Consider the following 25,480-nt stretch of genomic DNA (forward strand, 5'->3'; position numbering starts at 1 on the left):
TTTTCCAGTTCAGCTTTAGTTTCTTCCACCTGCTCACTTTCTCACCCTCCGCTTCTTGGCTGCTCGGTTTATCTTTGCGTGACCTGTGATACGCTTGGTTGATGTGGGGTAGCTGTACCAACTTCGGCTATGATTGATAGCCCATGATGCCGTTTGTGCTGCCATTGAAACCATTAACAGAGCAAGCCCAGTCAATGCAATTTTGTGTTTGTTCATCTCTCTTGCTGCTCCTCAAAAGAATGTCAGTAACCGATTCTCAGTGATTTCATTGCATCCTCTGAAAATGTGTTTTATTGCTGCGTTAATCATGGCTTTGTAACAGCGTTCGAATTCATCTGAATCCATATTGGCAAATGACAGGCTCTTAGCCTCTGTACGCACATCGCAGTTTAGCCTTACCGTTTGCTCATAAAATCCTGCAAGTATCGTCAAATCCTTCCTGAAGCGCTCAAATTGGCTATGCTCGTCCATACAGTCGAGTCCCGCTTTATTTGCGCGCCAGTGGTCGAAACAGAATTTGAAGAATACGAACATCTTTCGATGAAAAGCGGGGTTTCTTGTGAGCTTGGCGCTGAAGGTGTACATCTCGCCATTTTTGAATTTTGTTAAACGTGGTAGGTCGTGTTCGAATGCTGGTGCAAATATGCCATTGGCGCATTTGACCATTTCTATTTCCAAGTTAACCTCCTATGCTTTCTTACCTCGGCTAACGAACCAGTTTACAGCATCAACAATTTGCTCATCTTCGTACCAATTTTCAATCCATCTGGTTTCGTATTTGTCTATTGAAAATAGTAGGACCGCAATACGGATGCCATGACATGTAAATATATCGACCGTCATTTAATCTAAGCCGATACATTCGATAGCGGCTGATATGTATGATTCCATCACTCACTGTTAGCTCTCCTGTTCCATGCTGCGATTGCCATAGCTATTTTACCTTTCCCAATCATTTGAGCAGATTGCGCATCGCAGTTATGACAGCGCACAATCGCTGAGCGGTCAGGGCAATCTTCTTCATACTGGCAAAAAGCTTCTACGTTACTACTCCCGCAAAACGGGCATTTCTTGAGTTCGTTCATACTACAACTCCCACCATTGGTATTTTCGCTTAGCTTGCAAAATTAGCTTTTGCCAAATTGCTACGGCTTCTAGTTTTAATTCCCGCTCTGTCATCATTCACCCTCTGGCATTGGCTCAAATGATTGAATGTCGAAATCCCAATAGGGTGCAATCTCACAGCGACCATAGCTATCATATTCACCCTTATCTCTCGTTACGCTGATTTGATATGTTCCATGTTCGGTAAACAGTTCATACTCTTCAGTATCTTGTAATAGGCTGATTTCAATGTCCTGCAATGCACTTATTGGGGCGGGACCATTGAGAAAAATCACAAAAGTGTCATTTTCTTTACCCATGTAAATAACTTCTAACTTAATGCCGTCTTTTTGATTAGTTCCCTGCATTAGATTCCTCCCTCTGTTAACGTTGTTCCTTTCATCACTCAACCTCGCCTGTCAGTGGCTCAAATGAAACTAATTCAAATGTGAGCTCCCGATGGTAATCGTAATAATCAACCATTGGTTTTAACGTATAAACGCCTTCACCCTGAAAGTAATCTTCACTAGTCAAAACCATTGATATTTCATCTTGAAAATCTTGAATATCTCTAGCGTCAAAGCCGCCATGGCACCCCATTAGATATGCTTCGTTCTCATCAACTTGGTGAATTACGACAATAGTTCCGAATGGAATTTCTTTTTGCTTACTCACTTAGACGCCCTCCGATTCCATTCACCTCTAACCGATGAGTAAAACTCAGGGCAGTCACCACCGTTAGATACGAACTTGGCTCCTGATTGAGCCCTGCAATCGCGACATATGACATAATAAAACTTACCGAATCCATCTGGATCATAGTCATTAGTTACAGACACTTTCTCACTGCCACAGAATGGGCATGGATTTAAATTATTGCTCATCTAGAAGTCCTTATGATTTGGTGTGTTACACGTCCGCGCCTTGGAATCGGCGTTGTTGAGGTTTGCTGCTTTGTAGGCAAGCGTTAGCGGCTTCCATCTGGTCCACATCCATAAAGTGACCATTCTTAAATCGCTGGTATACGGTCCCTGTTTTGCCGAATCGGTTTTTTGTCACGATAATTTCAGCATATGGGGCCGCTGATGAGTTCTCGTTATAAACCGCATCACGGTAAAGCATGATGATGGAGTCTGCGTCCTGCTCAATACTGCCTGAGTCGCGCAAATCACCATTAACGGGCCGTTTGTTTGGTCTCTTCTCAACATCGCGTGAAAGCTGGCTGAGTGAGATAACTGGTGTTAGTAACTCTTTAGCCATTCCTTTGAGATTTGATGAGATATAACCAATCGCAAGGTCGTTACGCTCTGCTTTCGGTTTTTCTATCAGGCCCAAGTAATCGACCAGAATTAATGCCAGTGATGGATATTGCTGTTTGTGGCGTTTTGCTATGGCCCTGATTTGGTCCACATCGAGTTTACTTGCATCGACAATCCACACATCCAAATCTTGGACCCTGCCGATACCATTTGAAACTCTGGCCCATCCTTCATCATCCATTTTTGCAGGGTTTCTCAGTGATGAAACTGATAGGCCTGATGCCCCAGCAATTTGACGCTCCATGATTTGACGTGAACTCATTTCCATTGAGAAAATCAGAACGCCTTTCTTGTGGCCAGTTTGTTTATCAATTTGTGAAGCTACGCCTTCGGTTACCCGTAATGCAAACTCGGTTTTCCCCATTGCAGGACGGGCCGCAACGATAACGAGATCCACTGCGTTGATACCGCCAGTAATTTCATCAAGTTCAGGAATGCCAGTTTTCAGGGTGTCTGATTCATCGCCATTGGTTAGGCGCTGTTCTAACACTTCCGTAAAATCGGCTATCAGGTCCTTGGTATGCACTGGTTTAATTTCATCGTTAGCGGCCCGTAGTTCGTTGGCCTTTTTGATGAGTTGGTCCATTGCTTCGGCGGCTGCGTCAATAGTTCCTGATTCGATAACGTGGCGGTGTTGGTCCATCAAGCTAATCATTTCACGTCGATTGTGATTATCAGTCACCATCGTAGCGTAGCCTTTCAAGTTTGCTGCGCTAGGGCAGTTCTTTGCGGCTTCCATGATGTCAGCGAAATGTTTGTCACCCATTGCCTCGGCAACCATCATTAAATCAATCATGCCGCGAGTTTTGGCTTGTTTCTGAATAACTTTGTAGGTTTCTCGGTAGAAATGAGATCCGAATGCTTCTGGTTTTAAAGTGGCGAGTACATCTGATGCGTTGAGTGTTAATCCGTCTTTCAGCAAGCCACCAATTACGCTTGCTTCGATTTGGTTGTTGACCATTAGAATCCCCTGTCAGCAAATTTCCCTTCACGAACCCCTGTCAGGGTTGTGTCTCTCAGTAAATAATCAATGTCTGCGGTCCATCCTGTATTGTTTTCACCAAAATAAAATGGCTTAGCCATTCTCACAAAGGCTCGAACATAGGCCCGCCACCCATCAACATTTTGCGTTGCGAGGTTTTTGATTATTTTCCTGATCCGAGTTTTACGTTTCTCGTTGGCCTCAACAGCATGAGGTAATCTATCTCCAACTTCCTCGTTGTAGGCATTGAGATATTCGTCGTAGTTAACTGGTTGAGATTTTCGTTTAGAAGGCTTAGTCAATTCTCCCCCTTTCACCTCTTGAGGGGTAAGGGGTGTATTACTTTCTTTCTTTTCTTTTGAAAGAGTTTCTTTTGTGTTTAGCTGACTTGGCTTATCCTCGTTAGCCACTTTAGCTAATCTTTCATTAGCTGATTTAGCTAATGTTTCGCTAACTTGGCTAATATCAAATTTCCACTCATTGAACGACTTATTAATTCCTATTTGATTACCAGATGATATAACAATATTCATAGCTATCATTTCATTTTTGGCCTTGCATACATGAGTGTGATGAATGCCTGTCATTGATGCTATTTGAGTATTTGTGATGCGGTCCAGTTTTTTACTAAACCCGTATGTTTTTCTAACTATCGCCAGAAATACTTTTAATTGCCTAGCTGTCAAATCAGACGACATAGCAGCCTCAAGAAGGTCATTAGCAATTCTGGTATAGCCATCTTCAAGGTTTGCCACTTTCGGCCTCTCTTGCTGTCGTTGGTTGCTAAAATCAGCGTATGCAACGTTACTCATGCTGTTTCCCTCCAGTGACTTCCTGACGATGCTCAAGCCGTAATTTTGCATCTTCTAATGCTGACCTGAGCGCCTTAGCTCCCTGCTCAGTGACCGAGCGATTAGCCCGATCACGCATGACGTTTTTATGCACAGCGCTGTAATTAAATTTGTTTCTCATGTATAATTACCTCATAGAACGTAGTACCTTGACCGCCTAGTTGGTTGCCGCCTCCTAGGCTTTCGTTTTTTAGAACATTGAAACCTGTTTACTTGCTGGTTTCGCTCTTCGCTTACTTGGTGTTGGTTGTTTGTGACCATGCTTATCTATCCATGTTTTAGCTACGTGATAGCAATCATCAAACATTGCGCCACGCTTACTTGCTTGTGAGCATCTTCTAAAGTGAGATAAACCCTCATCTGCAGCTAATTCCAAAGCCCCCCCTGATAACCTGAATCAGTGAGTTTTTTAATGATGTTGCTGCGGATAAATTCATCAGGACTCATTGGTATTTACCTCCTGTAATGAACCTGTTTTCCATAGCGAAAACTCGGCTATTTGCTTCCACAAAAACCTGTATTCTTCTTCGCTAATTTTCTTTTCACCCGGTAAAACAAAATCAATTACCCCTGCCGCTGCTAATGTCTCGCATAGTTCAGGTATCTTTTCAGTTCTACGAGTGATAGTTGAGTCATGTACGCCTAGTGATTTAGCAATGACTGTTTGAGATGTTGTTCTGATAACTTGATAGGCTGTTGCCACCAAGTGATTTGACACAAACCGATTAAACGATTTGCGTGTGTTTGCATGTTCCATTTGTTAAATTCCTTTTGACGTAGTTAGTCCGTTGCTCACGATCCTGTGAGTGTGTTGATGAATATTGTCGAGCTAGTGTCTCTTTCGCTCTCATTCGACTTTTAGCCATCCAATTTGGCAGATCCTCGAGGCCGACAATATACTGTGCCGTTCAGTTAACGCTTTGTTTTTAATCTTTATTACGCTGCCAGTTCAGGCCAATTTTTCTCCCAGTCATCTGGGTACAGGTCTTTTCTGGTTACTTTTGAATTACTGTTAACTTCGATTGCCACACACAAAGCGGCACCTAGTTTTGAGCCCTTTGTTAAAGCTTTTCTGAGGTAACCAATTGAAGTTCCGCATTTTTTAGCGAACTTCTCTTGCTCAGAAACAGAAAGGGAATTTAGGAATATCCGTAATTGTTCCATTTGTTGTCCTTGTTTACCTAAACATGAAATAAATATACCCGTAGGTAAATTAAATATCAATACCTACAGGCAATTTACCAGCAGGTATTTTTGATAGATGATTTACTTATGAACGCAGAAACTGAATTATTTGAAAAAAGACGCCAAAAACTGGCTGAGCTTGTTGCTCGTTATGAGACGCAAGAGGAATTTGCACGTGCCATTGGTAAAGACAAATCCTATGTATCCAGAATGCTCTACCCGCCTAGCAAATCTGGATATAAGCGAATAGGTGACAAGATGGTTTTAGCTATTCAGGATGCTTTAGGGTTGCCTGCTGGGTGGATGGACGGCATTGTTGAATCAGAAATTCCGCAGCCATCCAGATCATATAAGGTTGAAGTTCTTGATGTGGAAGCTAGCGCAGGAACTGGCGTGATGGTTATTGACGAGTTTATAGAAACCATCACAGCTATTGAGTATTCCGACGAGGAGGCCAAGCGCCTCTTCGGTGGCAGGCCAGCAAGCACGATAAAGATGATCACTGTAAAAGGCGACTCTATGTCAGAGACTTTCGAGCCTAGAGATCAGATATTTGTTGATATGACCGTTAACCATTTTGACGGTGACGGCATTTACGTTTTTGTTTTAGATAACCAACTATACATTAAGCGCCTTCAAATGCAGTATAAGAAGCTTGCTATCATCTCAGATAATCCAAGATACGAAACATGGCACCTGAGCGAAGCTGAAATTGACGGGGTTTTTATTCAGGCTAAAGTGCTCGTTAGCCAATCCATCAAATATAAATTCCACGGATAGTTTACCTACCTCTCATATTTAAGCCCTTTTTAGGGCTTTTTTTTACGCCTAAACAAAAATAATTAAAAATAAATTACCTGAAAAATCATACAGGTAAACCAATTTCGTACGCAATGTTTACCTTTGGGTATTTACAATCAAATTACCTACAGGTATATTTAATCACATCGAAGGGCAACCAGAGATAAAAAATAGTCGAACGGCGCGACTTTAAACCATGCGTCGGGCACTCGGCGGGCTCAGGGCAGTATGCGAAGTTGGAAGAGCGGCAATGAGATGCACTACAGATTACTTATGAAATAACAATATTTGCATAAGTCATTTGATAGGAGCAGCGCATGAAAACGAAAGTTACCTGTCCGTTGTGTCTAAGGACATTTGACCCGAGATTACCAGTTATGCACATCAGCAAGTATCACAAAGATGCTACTGATGCACAGCTAGCAAAGATTAGAAACGTTCGCAGAAATGCGACACACGCAAGCAACCACGGCTACGCAAGCCGATTATGAGTGATGGAAGCATCACAGCAAGGGGATAGATATGGGAACAAGACATTTAATTTGTGTAGCAAAGGATGGTGACTACAAGGTTGCTCAATACGGTCAATGGGATGGGTATCCGTCAGGTCAAGGACTTACCTTACTTACATTCCTGAGAGATAAGCTAAAAAAAGATAAGTTCATTGAAAACTTGGGTAAAACATTTCAGCCGAATGATGAGCAAATCGATGAAATGAATAAGAAAATTAACGAATCAGGATTTGGTATTAATAAGTTATACCCAAGTATGTCAAGGGATACTGGCGGAGATATTCTTGAGTTGATTCAAGAGTCTGAGGAGCCTGTTCCGCTAAGGCTAACCATTTCATTTGCTGCTGAGTCGTTATTTTGTGAATATGCATATGTAGTTGATTTAGATAAAAATACATTCGAAATATTCACTGGATACAACAAACGTCAGCTAGATAAAAATGAACGTTTTTATGGACTGAAAAGCGATGATGGTACTGACGGGTATTATCCAGTTCGACACGTAAAAACCTACCAGCTTGATTCATTACCAACCGACGAAGATTTTCTCTCTGAGCTAGAGCCAGGCGACGAATAGTTAACTAATTACAGTCCATTGCGGTGGGCTGTGGTGAGTTGATTAATAGGAATAACTTTATGTATCGGATCATATACAGAAACAACCCCAATCGAGTTTTATTGCTTGGAGCAACTAGTATCGAAGCATGCGAACAGTTTATAGCGCAACGAAAACTAAAGGCATGCGACTACTTAATTCAAAAGTTGGGTTGATTAATAGATAGGAGCTGTAATGAAATGTAGCAACAAATATTGCCAAGACGGAATTGAGTTTATTACCTGTTGCTCTGGTCGTGAATGTGGGTGCATAGGTCAACCAGTAGCGGCAACTAATTGCAAGGAATGCAATAAAGAGAACAGAGAGCTAACAGACGAGCAAGTTATTCAGGAATTGCAACACCTTGAATGGCTTGGTGATTAATAGATAGGAGATAGAGATATGTGTGATTGCTTTACGAAATTAGGCGACGATATGGAAAGTCGCATCAAAGCAAAATTACCTGAAGGTGCAAGCCTACGGTCTTCTGGCTGGAAACAATCAGGCTTGTTTATGTCTGGCGGCATCATGTCAGTTAATTATTTCATTGAATACAACGCCAGTTATCAGGAAGTCAAAAAGGACGGCACACCGAAAGGCCGCCTAACAAAGCAGGATTTCCCCGTTACTTTCTCATTCTGCCCTTTCTGTGGCGTGAAATGTGAAAGCAACTAGCATCGTGTTTAGTTAATAACGGAGGGAGTATGACAGATAAAACAGGTGGGGCGGCTTTTCCAGTTCCAGCAACAGAATTGCATGGAACAGATACTGGGATGAGTTTACGTGATTTTTTTGCTGCTAAGGCTATGAATGGAATTATAGCCAACAATGCAATGATTGATACGGCGACAGACCAAACGCTTGAATGGGTTTCGAAAAACGCATATCAAATGGCAGATGCAATGTTAAAGGCTAGGAGTAATAAATGATTTCTATATCTGACTTAATTAATGAAATCGGAAGTGAAAATATATCTGTCCAGCTTTTATCAAAGACTATAGTTTCTATAAAAGAAAGCACTGATAACACGACAGTCTCTTTTGTTACTGATGCTGATTTAGATGAAGAAGCTTTGGTTTTGTGGGTAGATAAAGATGTTTTTAATGAAGCATATGCAATATTAAAGGCTAGGGGGTGATATGGAATTTAAAGGAACGCCTGCGCCGTGGTTAACGGATAGAAATAATTGCCATAGCGGACATATTGCTACGGTTCATGGTTGTGAAAATAACGACTGGGTTGAAATCTGGTCTACTGATTGGCCTGAAAGTGAATCTGTACAAGAAGCAAACGCCCATCTAATTGCAGCAGCACCAGAGTTATTAGAGGCTTTGCAACGGTTACTAAAATATCATGATGACTTTTACGGCATCGAACAAGACGAAGACTCTGACCATCCATTATCAGTAGCCAAAGCAGCAATCGCAAAAGCCCTCGGTCAGCAGTAACCCACCGCACCAACACCAGAACACTTTCAATAACAATCGCTATCAATCGATAAGTGAGGGATTTCTTATGTCAAAAATTAACGAATTAAAACGTCAGGAACTCAGCTATCGACTGAATAGCGAGAGCTTCAAGGATGAAGTTAAAAACAAAATTAAGTGGGATTGGATAGCTTTCATTATCTCCTTAATTGCTTTCATGGCACTGATACCGAGGTGGATATGACATTGCACATAAATACAAAAGGTTATTACCCATCAATAACGTTTGATAAAGACTTCAGGTTATCAATTGAAAACCATGAAGTGCAAAAAATAGAGGGAGACACAGACGCTCTCTTTACTGCAATGGATTCGCCAATCGAGGAGATAGTTGATTTCCTCTTAAAGCACGAATGGACTGATGCGCTTATGGAAGAGTACATCACCAGAGGGAAAGGAAGCCTAATATTTTCGGCAGTGGCCAAGTTAAGTAAGGACGCAGCATGAGAATTTCAGAGTATGAACTCAAGCAAAGGCAGGACGCCGAGAAACGACGCAGGGAGCGTGAGGAAGAAGCTGAATACTATCGCATGGAAAGCCTTGGTATTCAGCCTCAATCAGTGCCTAACAAGTGGATGAGAGGTGAATATGGGTAAGTATTTAACACCGGCATTCCCTAGTCATAAAAGCAAGGATGCTGCCCTGAAATATGCTTCATCAATGATTGATGAAGATATCGAAAGGCGAAGAGTACGTGACTTAACGGGCAATGAAATTCAACCAGTTGAAAGGATTTCAACACTAGAATTAGCTCATGCCGCACTAGTTAAAAGTCAAAACTTAGAAATGTCTCAATTCTACCCTCCTCTACCTGAACACATTCAAGCGCAACGAAGACAGGCTGACTTGGAGCGATACGCAAGGCATTTATTCAAAGATAACTTTGACCCTTATCGTGGCGTCACAGAGTTGCCATTAGGTGGTAGGGTTGTGGGTGACTAATTTTCGGAGGTAATTATGAGTGAGGTATACAAAGCAATAAGTAATGTTGCCAAGGAGCTGGCAGAAAAAGGCATTAGCAAGGAAAAACCCAAAGGCGGCGGTGTAAATTATGCGTTTAGGGGTATTGATGCGGTTTATAACGCCTTAGCTCCTGCATTAGTTAAGCACGGATTACTTATCTTAACTCGCTGTACTGAGCGGTCGGTATGTGAACGCCTTAGCCAAAAAGGAACTCCATTATTTTACGTAACCGTCAAAGCTGAGTTTGATTTTGTATCTGTCACGGATGGCAGCAAACACACAGTCATGACTTATGGTGAAGCTATGGATAGCGGAGATAAGGCCACAAACAAAGCAATGTCTATTGCATATAAATACGCAGCCTTTCAAGCGTTTTGCATACCGACAGAGGAAACAGCGGTTGATGCTGACGCAGAGGTGCATAACGTAGCACCGAGAACACCAGAGCAAATATTAAGTGATTACACAGGCTTTTTGCATGAAGCAACTAGCGAACTTGCGATCATGAATGAGTACAAAAAAGTATGGAATGAATTAAGCGGTACTCACCAAGAAGAGTGCAAGCGACTAACTGGAATAAGAATTAGCGAACTTAAAAAGGCGGCATAAATGGCAAGTAAAGGTGTAAACAAGGTAATTCTCATTGGTCACTTAGGCCAAGACCTGAAAATTAGATACATGCCAGCAGGTGGCGCGGTAGCGAATCTCACACTAGCAACATCGGAATCGTGGCGCGATAAGCAATCAGGAGAAATGCGCGAGAAAACCGAATGGCATAGAGTGGTAATTTTCGGAAAGTTAGCTGAAGTTGCAGGTGAATATCTGAAAAAAGGCTCACAAGTCTATATTGAAGGTTCCCTGCAAACCCGTAAATGGCAAGACCAAAGCGGTCAAGACCGATACACAACAGAAGTAGTGGTAAATATCGGCGGCTCTATGCAAATGCTAGGTGGTAACGGTGGTAATCAGGCAGGAAGCCGGAAGCCAGCGCGACAGCCTCAACAGTCACAGCAAGCGCCGCAGAATGAGCCTCCGATGGATTGGGATGACCAAGGAATCCCCTTCTGACCCTTCCCTATGTTATTTAACCAAAGGATATATTTGCAAGGATGCAAACAGGAGATAGATATATGAATAATGAAAATTGTAGTTTTGAAGAATGGCACGATTTATTAATGCAAGTAGCAGCAGACCACGGCGGTAGCGCAGCAGATGCAGACGCTTGGCGTGATGATTACGAAGCAGGAAAAACACCACTCGAAGCATGGGTTGATGAATGGGGTGAGGATTAATCAGGGAAAGGATTAATTTAACTCGCAGGGATGCAATGAATAAAAAAGCCGCCACAGAGAGGACGGCAAGGGGACGTGCAGGAATGAAACTTATAATTTATCTGTGTAAGCAATTTAAGAATAGTTAAGCCATGGAATTTAGCAAGGAAGTAGATAAAAAAATGCCGACACAGGGAGAATCGGCGAGGACTACAAAAATAATTAGAAAGTTCAAATTAACTATAGGTCATAAATTAAAAACAATGATGAATTATTTTAATCATATCGATTAAATAGATGCAATAAGAGGAATGAATATGAAGGTTGAACAATCTCAAGTGACTAAACTGGTGATAGCAGGCATAGAGCGTCACGACCCCATTCATGTTTACCTTGAAGATTACGGTGATAACAAAAATGGCAGAGTTACTATTAGCGAAAGTGGCGATTCATGGTCTTGTTTTTGGGGCTCTATGGGCAGCTCACTAGTTGAGTTTATTCATAGGATTAATAACCACTACTGGATAGGTAAGCTAGATTCTAATTTAAACTCTGAGATAGATGATGATAACGATGCAAATGCTGAATATGCTAAAAAGCAAGTTATCGAACTGCGCAAAGATGATGAAATAGACCAATACGAAGCAAGAGAGTATTGGGATTTAATTGAATCATCCGATGATGTTAAGAGTGATTGTTGCAATTGCTATATAGGAAGTAAGTTGCTTAGTTTGTTTGGCGATGATGCTTGGTATAACGATTGGCCTTCTATTCCCAACCCTAAATATCTAAGAATGGAATCGCGCTTAAATGCAGTTCGTGAGGCATTAAAACAAATAAGCGTGAATTAAGGAGGCATTTTGACAGTGGATTAGTCACATGGATGTGAGTATGATTCCTGCTTTAAATAAGGAGGGGTTATGCGTAAAAAAAGAGATGAATGTCTTACAACAAAACTATCGTTTGGTTTTACTTTAATGCTCTTAATTGCGGTCTTATATCCAATTATATCTGAAATTTGGCATGCTAGTGATATTACCTCTAAAAAATTATCTCTTATATTTAGTCTCATTTCATCATTGGGAATATTGGTAACAATAATTGTATATTTTTGGCAGAAATGGGATGCACAAAAAACAAACAACGCTATTATAGAAAGAAAAATATGTGCTGTGAGAAATCAATTTACACATCAAATGAAAATAAATAACCATATCGTAATGGAGCTTAAATCATTAACATACATTATATTAAACGTTGGTAAGCATATTGATATCAAATATCATTTAACTAATGGTTACATATTGGTTGCGACCAAAGATAATAGATTTGATTTTATATTCAACAATGAGTATAAGCCATCAGCAATAATAAACATTAACACTGAAAATTTAGAATCAATTCTAAAGGAACTCACAAACCTAATTAATGATGATGAATTGATAGAATTATTTAGTGATTTTATAATCGATGCCTATGATATTCTTTATGATTCAATGCTTCTTTCTGAGAAGATAGTAAAAGGATACGAGGTTGGCTCTTTATACTCAACAGCCGATGGTTTACAAAAATCATGCAATTCATTCATGGATAAACAAAAAGAAATACAATCTATTTTATTTATCAACACCCTGCACTAGCGGGGTTTTTTATCCCTAAAATTCAGAGTAACAATTAATGCAAATAATCGGATATGTATTACTCATGCTAATACAGGGTTCTGCTGTGCCTGTATCTGAGAAAATATACACACAGCAAGAATGCGAGAGCCGTGCTATGCAGATAATGCAGGCGCGGGATGTTGAGATTAAATGTGGTGAGGTGTGGAATGAAAGATAAATATTATACTGGGTTAGAAAATTATAGAGATAGCATTGAAATAGAGCCAACAATAAAAGATTGTTTTATTTTAAATGCTCCGTCTTGGAATATGGATGTGACAAAAAAAGACTTAATTGACATTAGAGATACAATTAATGAAATCTTAGAGGATGATAATGAAATTTAAAGTCGGCGATAAGGTTAGAGTGGTTAAAGATATTCTTGGCTCTAATCTTGTTGGTTATGAATGCGAAATAACATCGATTGATAATAGTGAAACTTTAAATATTGGCATTAATTTCCCTGATGGTATTGAAACTTATTTCGCACAAAGTGAATTGGAGTTAATCAATGAATAAATACACCGAACTATCTGACTTCGAGATTAATAGGCGAATAGCAGAAATTGACACTAAGAATAGATATGTCTACTTCGAAAAAGAACAAACTATTTTTAGAAAGTTTAATAATGGACAAACGCAAAAGTTTAATCCGTGTAATTATCCAGAAGACGCACTGCCTATTATTATTGAGAATAAGATATGCACCGCATTTGATGTGTTTGCAGAAGAACACGACGGCGGTAATTGGGTAGCTTCACCTGCGTATGGCTTTGCAAGTGAAAGAACAAGAAGCAATAACTTATATCGTGCTGCCATGGAATTATTCCTATTAATGAAGGATGCGGAGAATGAAGGCTGATTACGGAGGTAGCCATACACCAAAGGAATTGCGTGATAGATGGCAAACTCCCCTATCTTTATTTACAGCATTGGACGCTGAATTCGGTTTCTATTTAGATGCGGCCGCCGATAATAATAACCACCTTTGCACTCATTACCTCACCGAAAAAGACGACTCGCTAAATTGCGATTGGGAAAGTTATGGAGCTATATTCTGCAATCCCCCTTATAGTGAAATTCAGCCTTGGATTAATAAAGCCGATGAGCAATGCAAAAAGCAATTGCAGCCTGTAGTTATGTTAATTCCGTCGGACACATCCGTAGGTTGGTTTATTTCGGCATTAGAAACAGTTGATGAGGTTAGATTAATTACAGGAGGAAGAATATCTTTTATTAATGCAGGAACAAACAAACCAGTTAACGGTAATAATAAAGGCTCAATGCTTTTAATATGGCGACCTTATATTAAACCACGAAAGATAATTAACACTGTCGATAGGGATGAATTAATGAATATCGGCAATCAAATATTAAATGAATGGAAAATAGCATAGGTGGCCTATGACACCACAGGAAATGGAGAATGGACGCAGGGCTATTGCAAGGGAATGCAGAGACAAATTAAAGCAACTCAAAAAACTCAGCGATAAGCAAAGCACGGCAATACTCAAATCATACCTACCAAAGTTTCAACTAACACTCAGCGAAAAACACAAGAAATTCCCACCGATTATGTGGTTGACTTATTACGTCAACTCTATCGATAAGGAGATTAATAGTGGATGACCAATATTATACTGTCGAAGAATATTCAAAGTTATTGAACCTATCAAAAGGCACTATCTATAGAAAGCCATCGAAATATTATATGTTTAAAGTCGGCGGCTCATGGCGCGCAAACAAGGAAAGCCTGAAAAAGTTTGAACAGGCACAGTTTAACGATAATAATGTCTATCGGCTGGCTGTAGTCGGTAGTGGGAGGAAATCATGCCGATCTACAAAAGAGGTAAGAAATACTGGGTTGACGTTACAGCACCAAGCGGAGAAAGAATTAGAAAACCTGCTGGCACGGAGGATAAAGTCAAAGCCCAAGAGTATCATGACAAGTTAAAACATGACCTATGGCAGATGGAGAAGCTAGATAAAACGCCAGATAGGTCATTTGAAGAAATGATGTTACTCACTTTAAAAGACGCTGAAGGGCAATCAACATACCAAACGAAACTTGCCTATGCGGATTACTTTCAGCAAATATTTAGGGGTAGAAAAATATCGACTATAACGAGCGATGAAATAGCCAACTCATTACCACTGTATAACCCAAAGACAAAGAGGAAGCTATCCAACGCAACGCAAAATAGATATCGCTCGTTTATTATGCGTGCTTTCTCTTTGGCTCACAAGATGGGATGGATATTAAAGTCATCGTACATCCCAAGAATGAAGGAGCCAACGGTTAGGGTTCGATGGTTAGAGAAGTGGGAGGCTGAACTTCTGCTTTCCAACATCAAGGTTAAGTGGATGAGAGATTTTGTTTCCATTGCTATTTTAACAGGAATGCGGAAAGGGGAAATATTATCACTTAAGTGGAAAAGCGTAGATTTAGTTAGAAAAATTGCGCACGTTACAGCTGATAACGCAAAATCAGGACGCGCTAGACCTGTTCCATTAAATGATGTAGCCATTGAGATTTTAAAGGGAATTGAAAAAGATGGAGACTATGTATTTTCAAACGATGGTAAGAAAAGAAGAAATCATTATCGAGAATGCTATGAAAAGGCATTGGTTGATTCTGGTATAACTGATTTTACTTTTCACGACTTGAGACACACTTGGGCAAGTTGGCACGCACAAAGTGGAACTCCATTAATGGTGTTAAAAGAAATGGGAGGATGGGAGACCTTAGAAATGGTTCAGAAGTACGCACACTTTAGTGGTCAACATTTAACCAAATATTGTGAACATGTCACAATTTCGACACACTCGAAGAATGAAGCCAGTCAAAAGCCACATCTAACTCTTTTAACTGGCTGATGTATAACGCTTAATTTTTCACATCCAGAATTAAAAATCACTTCGACTTTAGATTACGAGTCAGAAGCGGCAATTATGGCAAATATGCCGCTAATCACCCAAGGCAGAACCGTTATTAGTATTGCTCATCGACTTAACACTATTATGCATGCTGATAAAATTTGTGTTATTTGCCATGGGGAAGTGACAGAAATGGATACTCATGAGAATTTACTCAAATTAAAAGGCCTGTATGCCAACTTATGGCAGCAACAGACACAATGATTATGTCTAAAAAAGCACCACCCATACTGTAAGTGGTGCTTTTTTGTTAAATGTGTGTTTTTTTTAACCTATTGAATACACTAGCCTAGTATGCAGCTATAGCACTAGGGGATTAGCTAGGGTATCATTGCGCGCTGAATTACTGGCACACTCCTTTAGCAGTTATAGACATGGCAAAAGAACAAACTGATCGTACTACTCTGGATTTGTTCGCTGAGGAACGAAGGCCTGGGCGACCTAAGACAAGCCCGCTATCACGGGATGAACAATTAAGGATCAACAAACGTAACCAGCTAAAACGCGATAAAGTCAAAGGATTGCGTAGAGTTGAGTTAAAACTGAATGAAGAAGCTGTCGCTGTATTGAACCAATTAGCTGAAGATAAAAATATAAGCCGTAGTGAATTGATCGAAGAAATTTTGATGTCACAACTTGAACAGGTTAATGAAGCGATACGCAAATAGTGTCATCTTGATAAATCACACAAATTTGACAGACTTAGACGCATTTTTTCGCCAGAATAAGGCGTAATATTATATTTATTTTCGTTCTAAAAGAGCTATAGAAGATCAGCACTAACTTCTATCTCCCTTAGAAAAACAAGAGGTTAATCACTTTATGGCAGTCATAGGCATTTTCTTCGGAAGTGACACAGGTAACACAGAAAATATTGCCAAAATGATCCAAGAAAGACTAGGCAAAGATGTAGCAGAAGTTCATGATATTGCTAAATGTAGCAAAGAAGATATCGAAGCTTTTGACATTCTACTTCTGGGTATTCCTACTTGGTATTATGGTGAAGCTCAATGTGATTGGGATGATTTTTTCCCAACTCTCGAAGAAATTGATTTTGAAGGTAAACTTGTCGCCTTATTTGGTTGTGGAGACCAAGAAGACTACGCAGAATATTTCTGTGATGCGATGGGAACCATTCGCGATATCATCGAACCTCGTGGTGCTGTTATTGTGGGTCATTGGCCAACTGAAGGTTACCACTTTGAAGTATCCAAAGGTATGGCAGATGACAATCACTTTATTGGTTTAGCCATTGATGAAGATCGTCAGCCTGAACTAACTGATGAACGTGTCGATGCATGGGTAAAACAAATCTCTGAAGAAATGTCCTTAGCAGAAATTATCGGCTAAGGCATATGAAATAGAGCCTAACCCATAGATCAGCTCACTTGTCGCTCTAAACGCATCATTCAAACAAGTGATCTAGTCTAAAATAGCCGATAAAGCATCCTAATAGGATAGGCTCTCAAGAGATTATCAAAATAATGAGACAAAGCATGGTTTCTATTTTTATTTTCCATGCCTATAATTGTAAAACAGTTTAGAAGACAACTGAATTTATGTTAAAAACGTCTCATTATTGTTAAATTTATGATTTAAGATACAGGACAAACCCGCATGACAGACAACAATAAAGCATTGAAAAATGCTGGACTCAAAGTCACTCTTCCAAGACTTAAGATTTTGGAAGTACTTCAAGAGCCTGAGTGCCACCACGTCAGTGCGGAAGATCTCTATAAAAAGCTGATCGACATGGGCGAAGAGATCGGGCTAGCTACCGTATACCGTGTATTAAACCAGTTTGATGATGCAGGTATCGTAACCCGCCATAACTTTGAGGGTGGAAAATCTGTATTCGAATTAACTCAGCAGCATCACCATGACCACTTAATCTGTTTAGATTGTGGCAAAGTGATTGAGTTTACTGACGAATCTATTGAAACTCGCCAGAAAAATATCGCCGCTCGCCATGGTATTAAATTATCTAACCATAGTTTATATCTATATGGCCATTGCGCAGATGGTGATTGCCGTGAAAATGCTGACGCACACGAAGCAAAAGAGTAAAAGAATCACAAGGTATTGCTACCCTATGAATAAATCATAGTAGCGACAAACGAAAAACCCCTGATAACCATGCTATTGCTAAATGTTATCAGGGGTTTTTATTTCCATAAATTATATTGTTATTCACACTATATTGGTGATTAAGCTCACTAATCTTCTGACAACTTTCACTTAAATCGCCAAATATCAGCACAGAGCTTGCATATTTAGCGCTCGATAATAAGTTGCAATCCAACCCAAATCCTTTATATTATTTTATATATGAATTTTCTTATATTAGAAATTATGCTGCCTTTATTAGTATAGGTACATAAATATCATCATAGATGATTTCCAATATATCAATAATATAAAATTTATATGTATTTAGTTTATTAACTCATTATAATTGTATTATCTTAAATTACAGTTATTCTTTAGTCTGTAACGAAGACGTTATATTACATTTTTTTTGTGTAGTCATTTTTTTTGACTAAACTCATTTATGTAGCTTTAGTCATTTTGTAAGAGATTAACTGATGAAAAAAACCTACCTTTTTCTTAATACTAGTTTTTTCTTCTGGTTTCTTACTTTGATAGGATGGTTTTTTAGTTACTCTGCCATCACCTTATTTTCATTTGTATTATCAATTTTGTTCTTGATCTTACACTTCAATCAAAAAAAGGTAAGTAAAATGTTCACCAAAAGACAAAACAAACCAACCCCTGAAGTAACCCCAACACCAACCGCTAGCACGCCCGAAGCACCCGCTAAGCTAGAAGAACAGATTACAATAGCAACCCCGACTATAAGTGAAGAGAAATCCAATACCATCATCTCAAGGGATGTCATTTTTGAAGGTAATATTACCTCTAATGAACAAGTACATATTTATGGCAAAGTGATTGGTAACATTATAGGGAAAAATAATACAGTGAAGGTCATGTTAAATGGCCAAGTTACTGGGAACATTACCAGTAAAGAGTTGATTGTTAACGGGCGAGTTGAAGGGGAATGTTTATCTGATTCGATAAGCATCGAAAATAATGGTGAAATTCATGGAACCATTCAATATAGTAATTTATCTATTAAGAAAGGTGGTATTTTATCAGGGCAAGCAAAAGTAAAAGAGGCTACTTTACATAATGAAAAAGTAACCCAATTAAAAGATAGGGTAAAACACGACCTTCACACCCCTACCGATAACATCGATAAAGACATCGCTTCTATATAATTATTAATAAATCTAAGTATTGTTTTAACCATTCAAAAAAGGTGAAATATATTCACCTTTTTTATTCAATCACCATTCCCTTAATATACGTATAATTAACTATTTCATTACATCATTTAATATTTAGTCTGTATGTTATTCCTATTTTTAGTAGATCACTGCCAAAATAATTAATTTAAAGCAGCAATCTACTCTCAAAAAAATTGATATTAAAATACAGTAAATGGCATCATCACCATAAATTTAATATCTTTTTCATCTTGGAAGATATTGCCATAACCACCGCCATAGCTAGGAATATCTGTATGGTTATCATATTTAGTAAAGTGCAACTTAAATAGTGTGTCTTTTGCACGGCCTGATTGTACTGTATATAAAATATCAAAGTTCCAAGCGCTTTCTCTTAAACGCACATCCTGAGCGTATTGTGAGTTAGTGCTCGGTTTTGCATCCCAACCATAAATATAGGATGTCCCAACTTTCCACCCTGCTAAATCCCAATTTTTTAAATCATACATTACACCTGCATACACCGCTTTTTCATTGTTCGCATTCCAATCAGAGCGGCCATCCCACCATATATCCATACGGCCGTTTGACGTCGCCCAACCCGGTGTCATACGTTGTAAAAAATAACCTTGGTTTCCTTCAGCTTTAACATATGTCCCTTCAACCTTAAAATCGAATTCGTCATAGGTATAACCTAATGTCATCGCTTGTAACCATGCTAAACCATCGTATACGTCATTAACGCCACCGTCTGAAACTTTATCTTTCGAGCCATAAAATTGATAAGAAAGACGTAAATCGCGGTCAACTACAGGTACTGCATATGATACCTTCGCAAAATACTGGTCCATATAATCCTTTGCTTGACCGTATGAGCCTTCTAACACTAATGAATTTTTAAAATCATATTTAAAACCAATAGCATGTAAATAACTGATCCCTGTTTTACCATCCGCTTCTCGGAAATTGTACATATCACGATACCAAGGGGCTTTATAGCGGTCAGCCCATATGTACGACATGCTAAGTTCACCACTTTGCTCAAAATCAAATACCCCACCAACCTCTACCCCTCGGTAAGTTCCTGGCATATAGCTCCAATGAGAAGCAAGCAGTGTTTGCCCTGTTGGTTGAATATAGCCCCCTCTTCCCCAAAAAGGCCCATACTTCATTTTTGCCGCGGCTTTATAAATACTCACACCACTGCGGTCGCCTTTATATTTTTCATCCCAGCGTGTCTTTGCATCACTGAAACCAATTTCATTGGGAGCCGCAGGCCCACTATTGGATAATTCGATTGCGGTAAAACCAGCCAAATCTAAGCCAATAAAGTCCTGAAAATAACCTGAGGAAAAATCAAGGCTAGCGTTGAAAGTCGAGTGCTTAAGGTTATCTGCATATTTTTTATATTTGTCGCTATTTGGGTCTAAATCTTTACGTGAACGATCCCTTTGCCAATAGTAGAGTCCACCTTTTAGTGTCGAATCTTCCAAAAATTGCTCTGCTTGCATGATAGGATGATAACCAATTGGCAGCATAGCGATGGCTATTTTTAAGACGAGCAGTTTCCTGCCAGTATTGACATGTTTATTAACCATTCTTGTATTCCTCTAATAATTTTTAGTTTTAATTTTTCGGCCGAAATACGATTTAACTTTCCTTTTAAATCTAATAATTCACAATAACTTAAGCTATTTGTGATGTATTTAGCCTATTTTTTGCGACGCGAATTATCAACACAGATACTGGCTTTGTTGCCAAAATATGATCAGCGACACATTAATTTTTTTTAGTGATGGTTATCAATATTGATTACTCAATAAAAAATAAAACGTAACCATTTGATAAATAATTAAAATTAAACATGTACTAATAACAGCCTGGGTTAAAAAACAATTCAATAAATAGCTATCTAATGATTTATTTATCTTAATTTTATAGTAATTGCTTAAGTTATATCACCACATTGACCTAATTGAATAAAAATGTATAACTGGTATAAGCATATTTAGTTGGGTTTTCTTAATTTATTTCACATATTAGAGAAAATGGATGACTCAGAATAACGAACAAGGCTGGAGCGTACTCCTTACGGGTAAAAACCTTTGGCTAACTCTAGCGTTAGCAGGGGGCATTTGCCTACATGCGATTAATGTTTATATCACTATCACAACGCTCCCTTCTGTCGTTAGGGATATTGGTGGTATCCGATTCTATGCATGGAATACAACTTTATTTATCCTTTCATCCATTATTCTTTCTGCACTAACCTCTCGGATTTTAAACCATCTCGGTCCTAAACGGAGTTATTTACTCGCTACTGCTATCTTCCTAATTGGCTCTGTTATTTGTGCCATAACGCCTTCTATGTTTATCATGTTGCTTGGCCGGATTATTCAAGGAGCAGGCGGGGGAATATTACTGACACTTTCCTACTCAATGGTGCATATTGTTTTCCCTCAGCACCTATGGTCAAAAGTATTAGCCATGATGTCGAGTATGTGGGGGATGGCAACATTACTGGGCCCCGCATTAGGTGGTTTTTTTGCTGAATATGATATCTGGCGCGGTGCATTTTGGTGCTTAGTATTTGTTGGGATACCTTATTTATGGCTAACGTGGTTGATTTTACCAAGTCATAATTTAACTGAAAAATGCCCTCAAGACCCAATCCCACTGCAAGCTTTGTTGCTACTTTCTGCCGCAGTATTGGCTATTTCACTTGGAAGTCTAAGTAAAGCAAGTCTAATTCCTATTCTTGGGATGTTAATTGCCATTTTATTATGTATACGATTAGTTAAACTTGAACGGACAGCCGAAAATACACTATTTCCCCAAGGTACATTCCATTACAAAGCACAACTTGCTCCTATTTACCTCACGATGGCGCTATTAGGGCTAAGTGTGCAAACAGAAGTTTTTGTCCCTTATTTTTTACAAACCCTTCATGGTGTGGCTCCATTAATGTCAGGCTACTTGGCCGCCTTAGTTGGAGCAGGATGGTCATGTTCTGCCATTATCTCGTCTTCATGCAAACCCGAACATGCGATAAAAACTATACAAATAGGCCCTTTTATTACCTTTAGTGCATTAGCTATTTTAGCACTTTTCATAACAAACATTTGGCAGATTGAAACGCTGCAAATCTGGATAATCTGCTTAGCATTATTCACAACAGGAGCTAGTATCGGCGCAGCTTGGCCACATTTGCTAACCCGTGTCCTGCAAGTTTCTATCGGCCCTGAATCACAAAAAGCCTCTTCAGCGATTACCACATTGCAGCTATTCTCCACTGCGTTTGGCGCATCTTTAGCTGGGTTAATCGCCAACCTTGCAGGGTTATCAGTACCAGGGGGAGTTGAAGGGGCGCAATCCTCAGCGAGTTGGCTATTTGCTGTGTTTTCACTGATCCCGTTACTTGCCTTAATGACGGCAAATATCGTTGCTAACAGAATGAAAGGTCAGTAACTAGAAGGCGGTAAACTCACCGCCTTCTATGCATGGTTAATATTGTTCAAATAGTTCTTGAATTTGTTTTGCATCCTTCGTTTGCGTCAAGGCTAATTGTAGTAAAACCCGTGCTTTTTGTGGGTTTAACCGTTCTGATGCTACAAAGCCATATAAGTTATCATCAACTTCCGCATTGCGTGTGGTATAGCCTGTTGGTACACGGCTTGAACGCACGACCACAACATCTTCTTTTGCTGCGTTTGCTAAGGCATCAAATACTGTTTTATACATATTACCATTACCGACTCCCGCACTTACTATCCCCTCAACCCCTTCTTCTCTAAGTGCTTTAACTGGTGCTGCGGAGGCATTAGCATAATTATAAACAATACCCACCATCGGTAGTTTTTCGAGTTTACTCACATCAAATACCGCCTTATCACTACGGGGCTGGGCAGCTTGGAAGTACGTCACTTTACCATCATGAATAAACCCTTCGGCCCCCGCGTTCACTGCATCAAACGCTTGTACTTCTGTAGTACTCATTTTCATCACATTGCGGCCTTGAACAACTTTATCATTCATGGCCATTAAAACCCCACGCTGCCCTGCTGATTTGTCTGTTGCTAAAACGACGGCGTTATACAAATTAAGCGGGCCGTCGGCACCTAACGCCGTTGAGGGGCGCATTGCCCCCACTAATACAATAGGTTTTTTACAACTCGTGGTTAAATCGAGAAAAAAAGCGGTTTCTTCTAATGTATCAGTCCCATGAGTGATCACAAAACCATCAGTTTTATCACAATCTTGATTAATCTTTTTAGCCAGTGTTAGCCAAACTTGGTCATTCATATCTTGGGAACCGATATTCACCAACTGCTCACCACTTAAATTAGCAATTTTTTTAGTTTCAGGAACAGCATTAATTAATGCGTCAATCCCGACTTTACCTGCTTGGTAGTTTGAAGAGGTTGCTGAATCTCCGCCTCCAGCAATAGTCCCTCCCGTCGCTAATACCGTAATATTGGGTTGGGCAATTGCTGATACGGCAAACAATGAAACCAGTGTCGCGAGCAGCGCTTTATTTCTGTTTTTCATCTTAATTTCCTTTCATTAATAAACTTCAGTTATTATGTGTATTTGTGCTGGGTTTTATGTGATCTATATAATTATTTTACGATAAATAATGAATTTTAAGATGATTTCTCTATGAACGAATAAAAAGCGTGAGGCTGACGACAAAAATCCGTATCATAGCCCGTTTGAAACACCCTACTCACAAGTGACTGACAATGAGCCAAACTTTTATACCCGGCAAAGATGCCGCTCTTGAAGATTCCATCGATGCATTTCAAACCAAATTAAAAAAATTGGGGTTTGATATTGAAGAAGCATCTTGGTTAAACCCTGTACCAAACGTTTGGTCAGTACATATTCGCGATAAAGAATGCCCTCTTTGCTTTACTAATGGCAAAGGTGCGAGCAAAAAAGCGGCATTAGCCTCTGCACTTGGCGAGTATTTTGAACGTTTATCAACTAACTACTTCTTTGCTGACTTTTACTTAGGTAAAGCGATTTCTGAAGGGGACTTTGTTCATTATCCCAATGAAAAATGGTTCCCACTGACAGAAGATGACAGCTTGCCTGAAGGCTTATTAGATAGCCGTCTGCTCAAATTCTATGACCCAGATAACGCATTAGCAGCAAGCCAATTAATTGATTTGCAATCAGGTAATGAAGAACGGGGTATTTGCGCCCTACCATTTACCCGCCAATCAGACGATAAAACGGTTTATATTCCAATGAATATCGTTGGCAATTTATACGTTTCTAACGGTATGTCTGCGGGAAATACAGCGAATGAAGCCCGAGTACAAGGCCTTTCTGAAGTCTTTGAACGTTTTGTAAAAAACAAAATTATCGCAGAAAGTATCAGCTTACCAACGATCCCAGCAGACGTGATGGCACGTTACCCTAGCGTAGTTGAAGCTATTGATACCCTTGAAAAAGAAGGCTTCCCAATTTTCTGCTACGACGCTTCATTAGGTGGGAAATACCCTGTCATTTGTGTCGTGTTATTTAACCCACAAAATGGCACTTGTTTTGCCTCATTTGGAGCTCACCCTGACTTTGGTGTTGCCCTTGAACGTACCGTCACTGAATTACTGCAAGGTCGTGGCTTAAAAGACCTCGATGTATTCAATGCCCCAACGTTTGATGACGAAGAAGTGGCTGAACACACCAATCTTGAAACTCACTTTATTGATTCAAGTGGTTTAATTAGCTGGGATCTATTCAAAGATGATGCGGATTATGCATTTGCAGATTGGAGTTTCAAAGGGACAACCCAAGAAGAATTTGCAACGCTTATCAGTATCTTCAATACCTTAGATGCAGAAGTGTATATTGCGGACTATAACCATTTAGGCGTATACGCATGCCGTATCTTAGTACCGGGTATGTCTGATATTTACCCGGTTGAAGACCTACATATCGCCAATAATGCGATGGGGGCTTATTTACGCGATACTATTATTAATTTGCCGGATAGCCAATGGGAAAAGCAAGACTACCTTGCCCTTATTGAGCAATTAGATGATGACGGTCTAGACGACTTCACCCGTGTCCGTGAGCTACTTGGTTTAGCTGTGGGTAAAGATAACGGCTGGAGCAACCTGCGTATTGGTGAGCTAAAATCCATGCTAGCACTGGCTGGTGGTGACCTTGAGCAAGCATTAGCTTGGGTTGAGTGGACGCAAGATTTCAACAGTTCAGTATTTACTGCAGAGCGTGCGAATTATTATCGTTGTTTGCAAACCCTGCTGTTGCTTTCTCAAGAAGAACAGCGTGAGCCTACTCAATACTACAACGCATTTGTTCGTATGTATGGGAAAGAAGCGGTGGATGCAGCATCTGCGGCTCTTGCGGGTGAATCATGTTTCTATGGTTTGTGGTCCATTGACGATGAACTAAAAGCGTTACCTGCACATCAAGCCTTGCTTGCCGCTTATGAAAAACTACAAAAAGCGAAAAGAGACAACGCATAATAGGTATTAGTTTATTGACGGGGTA

Annotated in this window: 39 protein-coding genes and 1 pseudogene; 26 read left to right on the forward strand and 14 right to left on the reverse strand. The window is 39.7% G+C overall.

Features of this window, described 5'->3' with window-relative positions; genetic code table 11:
• Positions 1-33: 33 nt before the first annotated feature.
• The 12 genes from ABE954_RS15160 to ABE954_RS15215 form a co-directional block, all read right to left on the reverse strand.
• Entirely contained in the window at positions 34-216 is a 183-nt protein-coding gene (locus tag ABE954_RS15160) for a hypothetical protein (RefSeq protein WP_371025564.1), read from the reverse strand.
• Between the two features lie 15 nt (positions 217-231).
• Complete coding sequence (locus ABE954_RS15165; RefSeq protein ID WP_371025565.1) at positions 232-678, reverse strand: DUF1367 family protein; 447 nt, start codon at positions 676-678, stop codon at positions 232-234.
• A gap of 212 nt (positions 679-890) precedes the next feature.
• Positions 891-1,085, reverse strand: coding sequence for a Lar family restriction alleviation protein (locus ABE954_RS15170; protein ID WP_210850018.1), 195 nt, complete (start codon positions 1,083-1,085; stop codon positions 891-893).
• Positions 1,086-1,178: 93 nt separating this feature from the next.
• Entirely contained in the window at positions 1,179-1,472 is a 294-nt protein-coding gene (locus ABE954_RS15175; protein ID WP_371025566.1) for a hypothetical protein, read from the reverse strand.
• 34 nt (positions 1,473-1,506) lie between these two features.
• A complete protein-coding gene (locus tag ABE954_RS15180) occupies positions 1,507-1,779 on the reverse strand; it encodes a hypothetical protein (RefSeq protein ID WP_371025567.1) in 273 nt (90 codons plus the stop codon).
• Complete coding sequence (locus ABE954_RS15185; protein ID WP_154601188.1) at positions 1,776-1,988, reverse strand: Lar family restriction alleviation protein; 213 nt, start codon at positions 1,986-1,988, stop codon at positions 1,776-1,778. Before ABE954_RS15185 ends, ABE954_RS15180 begins: the two co-directional genes overlap by 4 nt.
• Positions 1,989-2,013: 25 nt before the next feature.
• The gene (locus tag ABE954_RS15190; protein ID WP_371025568.1) at positions 2,014-3,384 is read right to left on the reverse strand and encodes a replicative DNA helicase; all 1,371 of its coding nucleotides are present in this window, start codon (positions 3,382-3,384) and stop codon (positions 2,014-2,016) included.
• Entirely contained in the window at positions 3,384-4,217 is an 834-nt protein-coding gene (locus tag ABE954_RS15195; protein WP_371025569.1) for a replication protein, read from the reverse strand. Before ABE954_RS15195 ends, ABE954_RS15190 begins: the two co-directional genes overlap by 1 nt.
• Positions 4,210-4,377 (reverse strand): hypothetical protein, encoded by a 168-nt coding sequence (locus ABE954_RS15200; RefSeq protein ID WP_210854895.1) that lies wholly within the window; start codon positions 4,375-4,377, stop codon positions 4,210-4,212. The genes ABE954_RS15195 and ABE954_RS15200 overlap by 8 nt, the downstream gene beginning before the upstream one ends.
• 69 nt (positions 4,378-4,446) lie before the next feature.
• Positions 4,447-4,632 carry a hypothetical protein gene (locus ABE954_RS15205; RefSeq protein WP_371025570.1) on the reverse strand — a complete coding sequence of 62 codons (186 nt, stop codon included), beginning with the start codon at positions 4,630-4,632 and terminating at the stop codon, positions 4,447-4,449.
• Between the two features lie 60 nt (positions 4,633-4,692).
• Entirely contained in the window at positions 4,693-5,013 is a 321-nt protein-coding gene (locus ABE954_RS15210; RefSeq protein WP_371025571.1) for a CII family transcriptional regulator, read from the reverse strand.
• Between the two features lie 179 nt (positions 5,014-5,192).
• On the reverse strand, positions 5,193-5,420 hold the full coding sequence (locus tag ABE954_RS15215) for a YdaS family helix-turn-helix protein (RefSeq protein WP_071548404.1): 228 nt from the start codon (positions 5,418-5,420) through the stop codon (positions 5,193-5,195).
• 108 nt (positions 5,421-5,528) lie between these two features.
• On the opposite strand from ABE954_RS15215, the gene ABE954_RS15220 reads away from it, so the two are divergent.
• The 24 genes and pseudogenes from ABE954_RS15220 to ABE954_RS15335 all read left to right on the forward strand — a co-directional run bounded on the left by ABE954_RS15220 (position 5,529) and on the right by ABE954_RS15335 (position 18,949).
• Complete coding sequence (locus tag ABE954_RS15220) at positions 5,529-6,221, forward strand: XRE family transcriptional regulator (protein WP_371025572.1); 693 nt, start codon at positions 5,529-5,531, stop codon at positions 6,219-6,221.
• Between the two features lie 543 nt (positions 6,222-6,764).
• Complete coding sequence (locus ABE954_RS15225) at positions 6,765-7,331, forward strand: hypothetical protein (RefSeq protein ID WP_371025573.1); 567 nt, start codon at positions 6,765-6,767, stop codon at positions 7,329-7,331.
• Positions 7,332-7,544: 213 nt separating this feature from the next.
• Positions 7,545-7,733 (forward strand): hypothetical protein, encoded by a 189-nt coding sequence (locus ABE954_RS15230; RefSeq protein ID WP_371025574.1) that lies wholly within the window; start codon positions 7,545-7,547, stop codon positions 7,731-7,733.
• 51 nt (positions 7,734-7,784) lie between these two features.
• Positions 7,785-8,024 (forward strand): hypothetical protein, encoded by a 240-nt coding sequence (locus ABE954_RS15235; RefSeq protein WP_206226841.1) that lies wholly within the window; start codon positions 7,785-7,787, stop codon positions 8,022-8,024.
• A gap of 29 nt (positions 8,025-8,053) precedes the next feature.
• A complete protein-coding gene (locus ABE954_RS15240; protein ID WP_131680877.1) occupies positions 8,054-8,278 on the forward strand; it encodes a hypothetical protein in 225 nt (74 codons plus the stop codon).
• Positions 8,275-8,487 (forward strand): hypothetical protein, encoded by a 213-nt coding sequence (locus tag ABE954_RS15245; protein WP_131680878.1) that lies wholly within the window; start codon positions 8,275-8,277, stop codon positions 8,485-8,487. Before ABE954_RS15240 ends, ABE954_RS15245 begins: the two co-directional genes overlap by 4 nt.
• Position 8,488: 1 nt before the next feature.
• The gene (locus ABE954_RS15250) at positions 8,489-8,797 is read left to right on the forward strand and encodes a hypothetical protein (protein ID WP_131680879.1); all 309 of its coding nucleotides are present in this window, start codon (positions 8,489-8,491) and stop codon (positions 8,795-8,797) included.
• 219 nt (positions 8,798-9,016) lie between these two features.
• Positions 9,017-9,283, forward strand: a complete 267-nt coding sequence (locus tag ABE954_RS15255; RefSeq protein ID WP_371025575.1) for a hypothetical protein — start codon at positions 9,017-9,019, stop codon at positions 9,281-9,283.
• A 141-nt stretch (positions 9,284-9,424) separates the two neighbouring features.
• Positions 9,425-9,778, forward strand: a complete 354-nt coding sequence (locus ABE954_RS15260) for a hypothetical protein (protein ID WP_371025576.1) — start codon at positions 9,425-9,427, stop codon at positions 9,776-9,778.
• 15 nt (positions 9,779-9,793) lie between these two features.
• The gene (locus ABE954_RS15265; protein WP_371025577.1) at positions 9,794-10,408 is read left to right on the forward strand and encodes an ERF family protein; all 615 of its coding nucleotides are present in this window, start codon (positions 9,794-9,796) and stop codon (positions 10,406-10,408) included.
• Positions 10,409-10,867: a single-stranded DNA-binding protein gene (gene ssb / locus ABE954_RS15270; RefSeq protein WP_371025578.1), complete on the forward strand. Its 459-nt coding sequence runs from the start codon at positions 10,409-10,411 to the stop codon at positions 10,865-10,867.
• Positions 10,868-10,929: 62 nt separating this feature from the next.
• On the forward strand, positions 10,930-11,091 hold the full coding sequence (locus ABE954_RS15275) for a hypothetical protein (RefSeq protein WP_172974374.1): 162 nt from the start codon (positions 10,930-10,932) through the stop codon (positions 11,089-11,091).
• Positions 11,092-11,387: 296 nt separating this feature from the next.
• Positions 11,388-11,921 (forward strand): hypothetical protein, encoded by a 534-nt coding sequence (locus ABE954_RS15280; RefSeq protein WP_136134463.1) that lies wholly within the window; start codon positions 11,388-11,390, stop codon positions 11,919-11,921.
• A gap of 69 nt (positions 11,922-11,990) precedes the next feature.
• A complete protein-coding gene (locus ABE954_RS15285) occupies positions 11,991-12,710 on the forward strand; it encodes a hypothetical protein (RefSeq protein ID WP_279861879.1) in 720 nt (239 codons plus the stop codon).
• A 188-nt stretch (positions 12,711-12,898) separates the two neighbouring features.
• Positions 12,899-13,078 (forward strand): hypothetical protein, encoded by a 180-nt coding sequence (locus ABE954_RS15290; RefSeq protein WP_279861881.1) that lies wholly within the window; start codon positions 12,899-12,901, stop codon positions 13,076-13,078.
• Positions 13,068-13,250: a hypothetical protein gene (locus tag ABE954_RS15295; RefSeq protein WP_279861884.1), complete on the forward strand. Its 183-nt coding sequence runs from the start codon at positions 13,068-13,070 to the stop codon at positions 13,248-13,250. Before ABE954_RS15290 ends, ABE954_RS15295 begins: the two co-directional genes overlap by 11 nt.
• Entirely contained in the window at positions 13,243-13,593 is a 351-nt protein-coding gene (locus ABE954_RS15300) for a phage protein NinX family protein (RefSeq protein ID WP_279861886.1), read from the forward strand. Before ABE954_RS15295 ends, ABE954_RS15300 begins: the two co-directional genes overlap by 8 nt.
• Positions 13,583-14,128, forward strand: coding sequence for a phage N-6-adenine-methyltransferase (locus ABE954_RS15305; RefSeq protein WP_279861888.1), 546 nt, complete (start codon positions 13,583-13,585; stop codon positions 14,126-14,128). Before ABE954_RS15300 ends, ABE954_RS15305 begins: the two co-directional genes overlap by 11 nt.
• 433 nt (positions 14,129-14,561) lie before the next feature.
• On the forward strand, positions 14,562-15,608 hold the full coding sequence (locus ABE954_RS15310) for a tyrosine-type recombinase/integrase (RefSeq protein ID WP_371025579.1): 1,047 nt from the start codon (positions 14,562-14,564) through the stop codon (positions 15,606-15,608).
• A 39-nt stretch (positions 15,609-15,647) separates the two neighbouring features.
• Positions 15,648-15,872, forward strand: a pseudogene (locus tag ABE954_RS15315) (type I secretion system permease/ATPase); the annotation flags it as partial.
• A gap of 170 nt (positions 15,873-16,042) precedes the next feature.
• Positions 16,043-16,336, forward strand: coding sequence for a LexA regulated protein (gene ybfE, locus ABE954_RS15320; RefSeq protein WP_042846485.1), 294 nt, complete (start codon positions 16,043-16,045; stop codon positions 16,334-16,336).
• A gap of 154 nt (positions 16,337-16,490) precedes the next feature.
• Complete coding sequence (fldA, locus tag ABE954_RS15325; RefSeq protein WP_042846486.1) at positions 16,491-17,018, forward strand: flavodoxin FldA; 528 nt, start codon at positions 16,491-16,493, stop codon at positions 17,016-17,018.
• A 267-nt stretch (positions 17,019-17,285) separates the two neighbouring features.
• Positions 17,286-17,735, forward strand: a complete 450-nt coding sequence (fur, locus tag ABE954_RS15330; RefSeq protein WP_042846487.1) for a ferric iron uptake transcriptional regulator — start codon at positions 17,286-17,288, stop codon at positions 17,733-17,735.
• Between the two features lie 674 nt (positions 17,736-18,409).
• On the forward strand, positions 18,410-18,949 hold the full coding sequence (locus tag ABE954_RS15335; protein WP_225832874.1) for a polymer-forming cytoskeletal protein: 540 nt from the start codon (positions 18,410-18,412) through the stop codon (positions 18,947-18,949).
• Positions 18,950-19,158: 209 nt separating this feature from the next.
• On the opposite strand, the gene ABE954_RS15340 is transcribed toward ABE954_RS15335, so the two are convergent.
• Positions 19,159-20,556: an OprD family outer membrane porin gene (locus tag ABE954_RS15340; protein ID WP_042846489.1), complete on the reverse strand. Its 1,398-nt coding sequence runs from the start codon at positions 20,554-20,556 to the stop codon at positions 19,159-19,161.
• A gap of 454 nt (positions 20,557-21,010) precedes the next feature.
• On the opposite strand from ABE954_RS15340, the gene ABE954_RS15345 reads away from it, so the two are divergent.
• Positions 21,011-22,426, forward strand: a complete 1,416-nt coding sequence (locus ABE954_RS15345) for an MFS transporter (RefSeq protein WP_042846490.1) — start codon at positions 21,011-21,013, stop codon at positions 22,424-22,426.
• Positions 22,427-22,462: 36 nt separating this feature from the next.
• Here ABE954_RS15345 and ansB read toward each other — a convergent pair whose 3' ends face one another.
• A complete protein-coding gene (gene ansB / locus ABE954_RS15350) occupies positions 22,463-23,506 on the reverse strand; it encodes an L-asparaginase 2 (RefSeq protein WP_048606585.1) in 1,044 nt (347 codons plus the stop codon).
• A 194-nt stretch (positions 23,507-23,700) separates the two neighbouring features.
• Here ansB and ycaO point away from each other — a divergent pair, with 194 nt between their 5' ends.
• Positions 23,701-25,455 (forward strand): 30S ribosomal protein S12 methylthiotransferase accessory factor YcaO, encoded by a 1,755-nt coding sequence (ycaO, locus tag ABE954_RS15355; protein WP_071547884.1) that lies wholly within the window; start codon positions 23,701-23,703, stop codon positions 25,453-25,455.
• The last annotated feature ends 25 nt before the right edge of the window (positions 25,456-25,480 follow it).

This window comes from Providencia sp. TYF-12 (assembly GCF_041344805.1).
GTDB classification, from domain to species: Bacteria; Pseudomonadota; Gammaproteobacteria; order Enterobacterales; family Enterobacteriaceae; genus Providencia; species Providencia huashanensis.

Coding starts and splice junctions, on each gene's coding strand:
- ABE954_RS15160 (WP_371025564.1), bottom strand. CDS start 216: ATGAACAAACACAAAATTGCATTGACTGGGCTTGCTCTGTTAATGGTT.
- ABE954_RS15170 (WP_210850018.1), bottom strand. CDS start 1,085: ATGAACGAACTCAAGAAATGCCCGTTTTGCGGGAGTAGTAACGTAGAA.
- ABE954_RS15175 (WP_371025566.1), bottom strand. CDS start 1,472: ATGCAGGGAACTAATCAAAAAGACGGCATTAAGTTAGAAGTTATTTAC.
- ABE954_RS15185 (WP_154601188.1), bottom strand. CDS start 1,988: ATGAGCAATAATTTAAATCCATGCCCATTCTGTGGCAGTGAGAAAGTG.
- ABE954_RS15190 (WP_371025568.1), bottom strand. CDS start 3,384: ATGGTCAACAACCAAATCGAAGCAAGCGTAATTGGTGGCTTGCTGAAA.
- ABE954_RS15195 (WP_371025569.1), bottom strand. CDS start 4,217: ATGAGTAACGTTGCATACGCTGATTTTAGCAACCAACGACAGCAAGAG.
- ABE954_RS15200 (WP_210854895.1), bottom strand. CDS start 4,377: ATGAGAAACAAATTTAATTACAGCGCTGTGCATAAAAACGTCATGCGT.
- ABE954_RS15210 (WP_371025571.1), bottom strand. CDS start 5,013: ATGGAACATGCAAACACACGCAAATCGTTTAATCGGTTTGTGTCAAAT.
- ABE954_RS15215 (WP_071548404.1), bottom strand. CDS start 5,420: ATGGAACAATTACGGATATTCCTAAATTCCCTTTCTGTTTCTGAGCAA.
- ABE954_RS15220 (WP_371025572.1), top strand. CDS start 5,529: ATGAACGCAGAAACTGAATTATTTGAAAAAAGACGCCAAAAACTGGCT.
- ABE954_RS15225 (WP_371025573.1), top strand. CDS start 6,765: ATGGGAACAAGACATTTAATTTGTGTAGCAAAGGATGGTGACTACAAG.
- ABE954_RS15230 (WP_371025574.1), top strand. CDS start 7,545: ATGAAATGTAGCAACAAATATTGCCAAGACGGAATTGAGTTTATTACC.
- ABE954_RS15235 (WP_206226841.1), top strand. CDS start 7,785: ATGGAAAGTCGCATCAAAGCAAAATTACCTGAAGGTGCAAGCCTACGG.
- ABE954_RS15240 (WP_131680877.1), top strand. CDS start 8,054: ATGACAGATAAAACAGGTGGGGCGGCTTTTCCAGTTCCAGCAACAGAA.
- ABE954_RS15245 (WP_131680878.1), top strand. CDS start 8,275: ATGATTTCTATATCTGACTTAATTAATGAAATCGGAAGTGAAAATATA.
- ABE954_RS15250 (WP_131680879.1), top strand. CDS start 8,489: ATGGAATTTAAAGGAACGCCTGCGCCGTGGTTAACGGATAGAAATAAT.
- ABE954_RS15255 (WP_371025575.1), top strand. CDS start 9,017: ATGACATTGCACATAAATACAAAAGGTTATTACCCATCAATAACGTTT.
- ABE954_RS15260 (WP_371025576.1), top strand. CDS start 9,425: ATGGGTAAGTATTTAACACCGGCATTCCCTAGTCATAAAAGCAAGGAT.
- ABE954_RS15265 (WP_371025577.1), top strand. CDS start 9,794: ATGAGTGAGGTATACAAAGCAATAAGTAATGTTGCCAAGGAGCTGGCA.
- ssb (WP_371025578.1), top strand. CDS start 10,409: ATGGCAAGTAAAGGTGTAAACAAGGTAATTCTCATTGGTCACTTAGGC.
- ABE954_RS15275 (WP_172974374.1), top strand. CDS start 10,930: ATGAATAATGAAAATTGTAGTTTTGAAGAATGGCACGATTTATTAATG.
- ABE954_RS15280 (WP_136134463.1), top strand. CDS start 11,388: ATGAAGGTTGAACAATCTCAAGTGACTAAACTGGTGATAGCAGGCATA.
- ABE954_RS15285 (WP_279861879.1), top strand. CDS start 11,991: ATGCGTAAAAAAAGAGATGAATGTCTTACAACAAAACTATCGTTTGGT.
- ABE954_RS15290 (WP_279861881.1), top strand. CDS start 12,899: ATGAAAGATAAATATTATACTGGGTTAGAAAATTATAGAGATAGCATT.
- ABE954_RS15295 (WP_279861884.1), top strand. CDS start 13,068: ATGAAATTTAAAGTCGGCGATAAGGTTAGAGTGGTTAAAGATATTCTT.
- ABE954_RS15300 (WP_279861886.1), top strand. CDS start 13,243: ATGAATAAATACACCGAACTATCTGACTTCGAGATTAATAGGCGAATA.
- ABE954_RS15305 (WP_279861888.1), top strand. CDS start 13,583: ATGAAGGCTGATTACGGAGGTAGCCATACACCAAAGGAATTGCGTGAT.
- ABE954_RS15310 (WP_371025579.1), top strand. CDS start 14,562: ATGCCGATCTACAAAAGAGGTAAGAAATACTGGGTTGACGTTACAGCA.
- ybfE (WP_042846485.1), top strand. CDS start 16,043: ATGGCAAAAGAACAAACTGATCGTACTACTCTGGATTTGTTCGCTGAG.
- fldA (WP_042846486.1), top strand. CDS start 16,491: ATGGCAGTCATAGGCATTTTCTTCGGAAGTGACACAGGTAACACAGAA.
- fur (WP_042846487.1), top strand. CDS start 17,286: ATGACAGACAACAATAAAGCATTGAAAAATGCTGGACTCAAAGTCACT.
- ABE954_RS15335 (WP_225832874.1), top strand. CDS start 18,410: ATGTTCACCAAAAGACAAAACAAACCAACCCCTGAAGTAACCCCAACA.
- ABE954_RS15340 (WP_042846489.1), bottom strand. CDS start 20,556: ATGGTTAATAAACATGTCAATACTGGCAGGAAACTGCTCGTCTTAAAA.
- ABE954_RS15345 (WP_042846490.1), top strand. CDS start 21,011: ATGACTCAGAATAACGAACAAGGCTGGAGCGTACTCCTTACGGGTAAA.
- ansB (WP_048606585.1), bottom strand. CDS start 23,506: ATGAAAAACAGAAATAAAGCGCTGCTCGCGACACTGGTTTCATTGTTT.
- ycaO (WP_071547884.1), top strand. CDS start 23,701: ATGAGCCAAACTTTTATACCCGGCAAAGATGCCGCTCTTGAAGATTCC.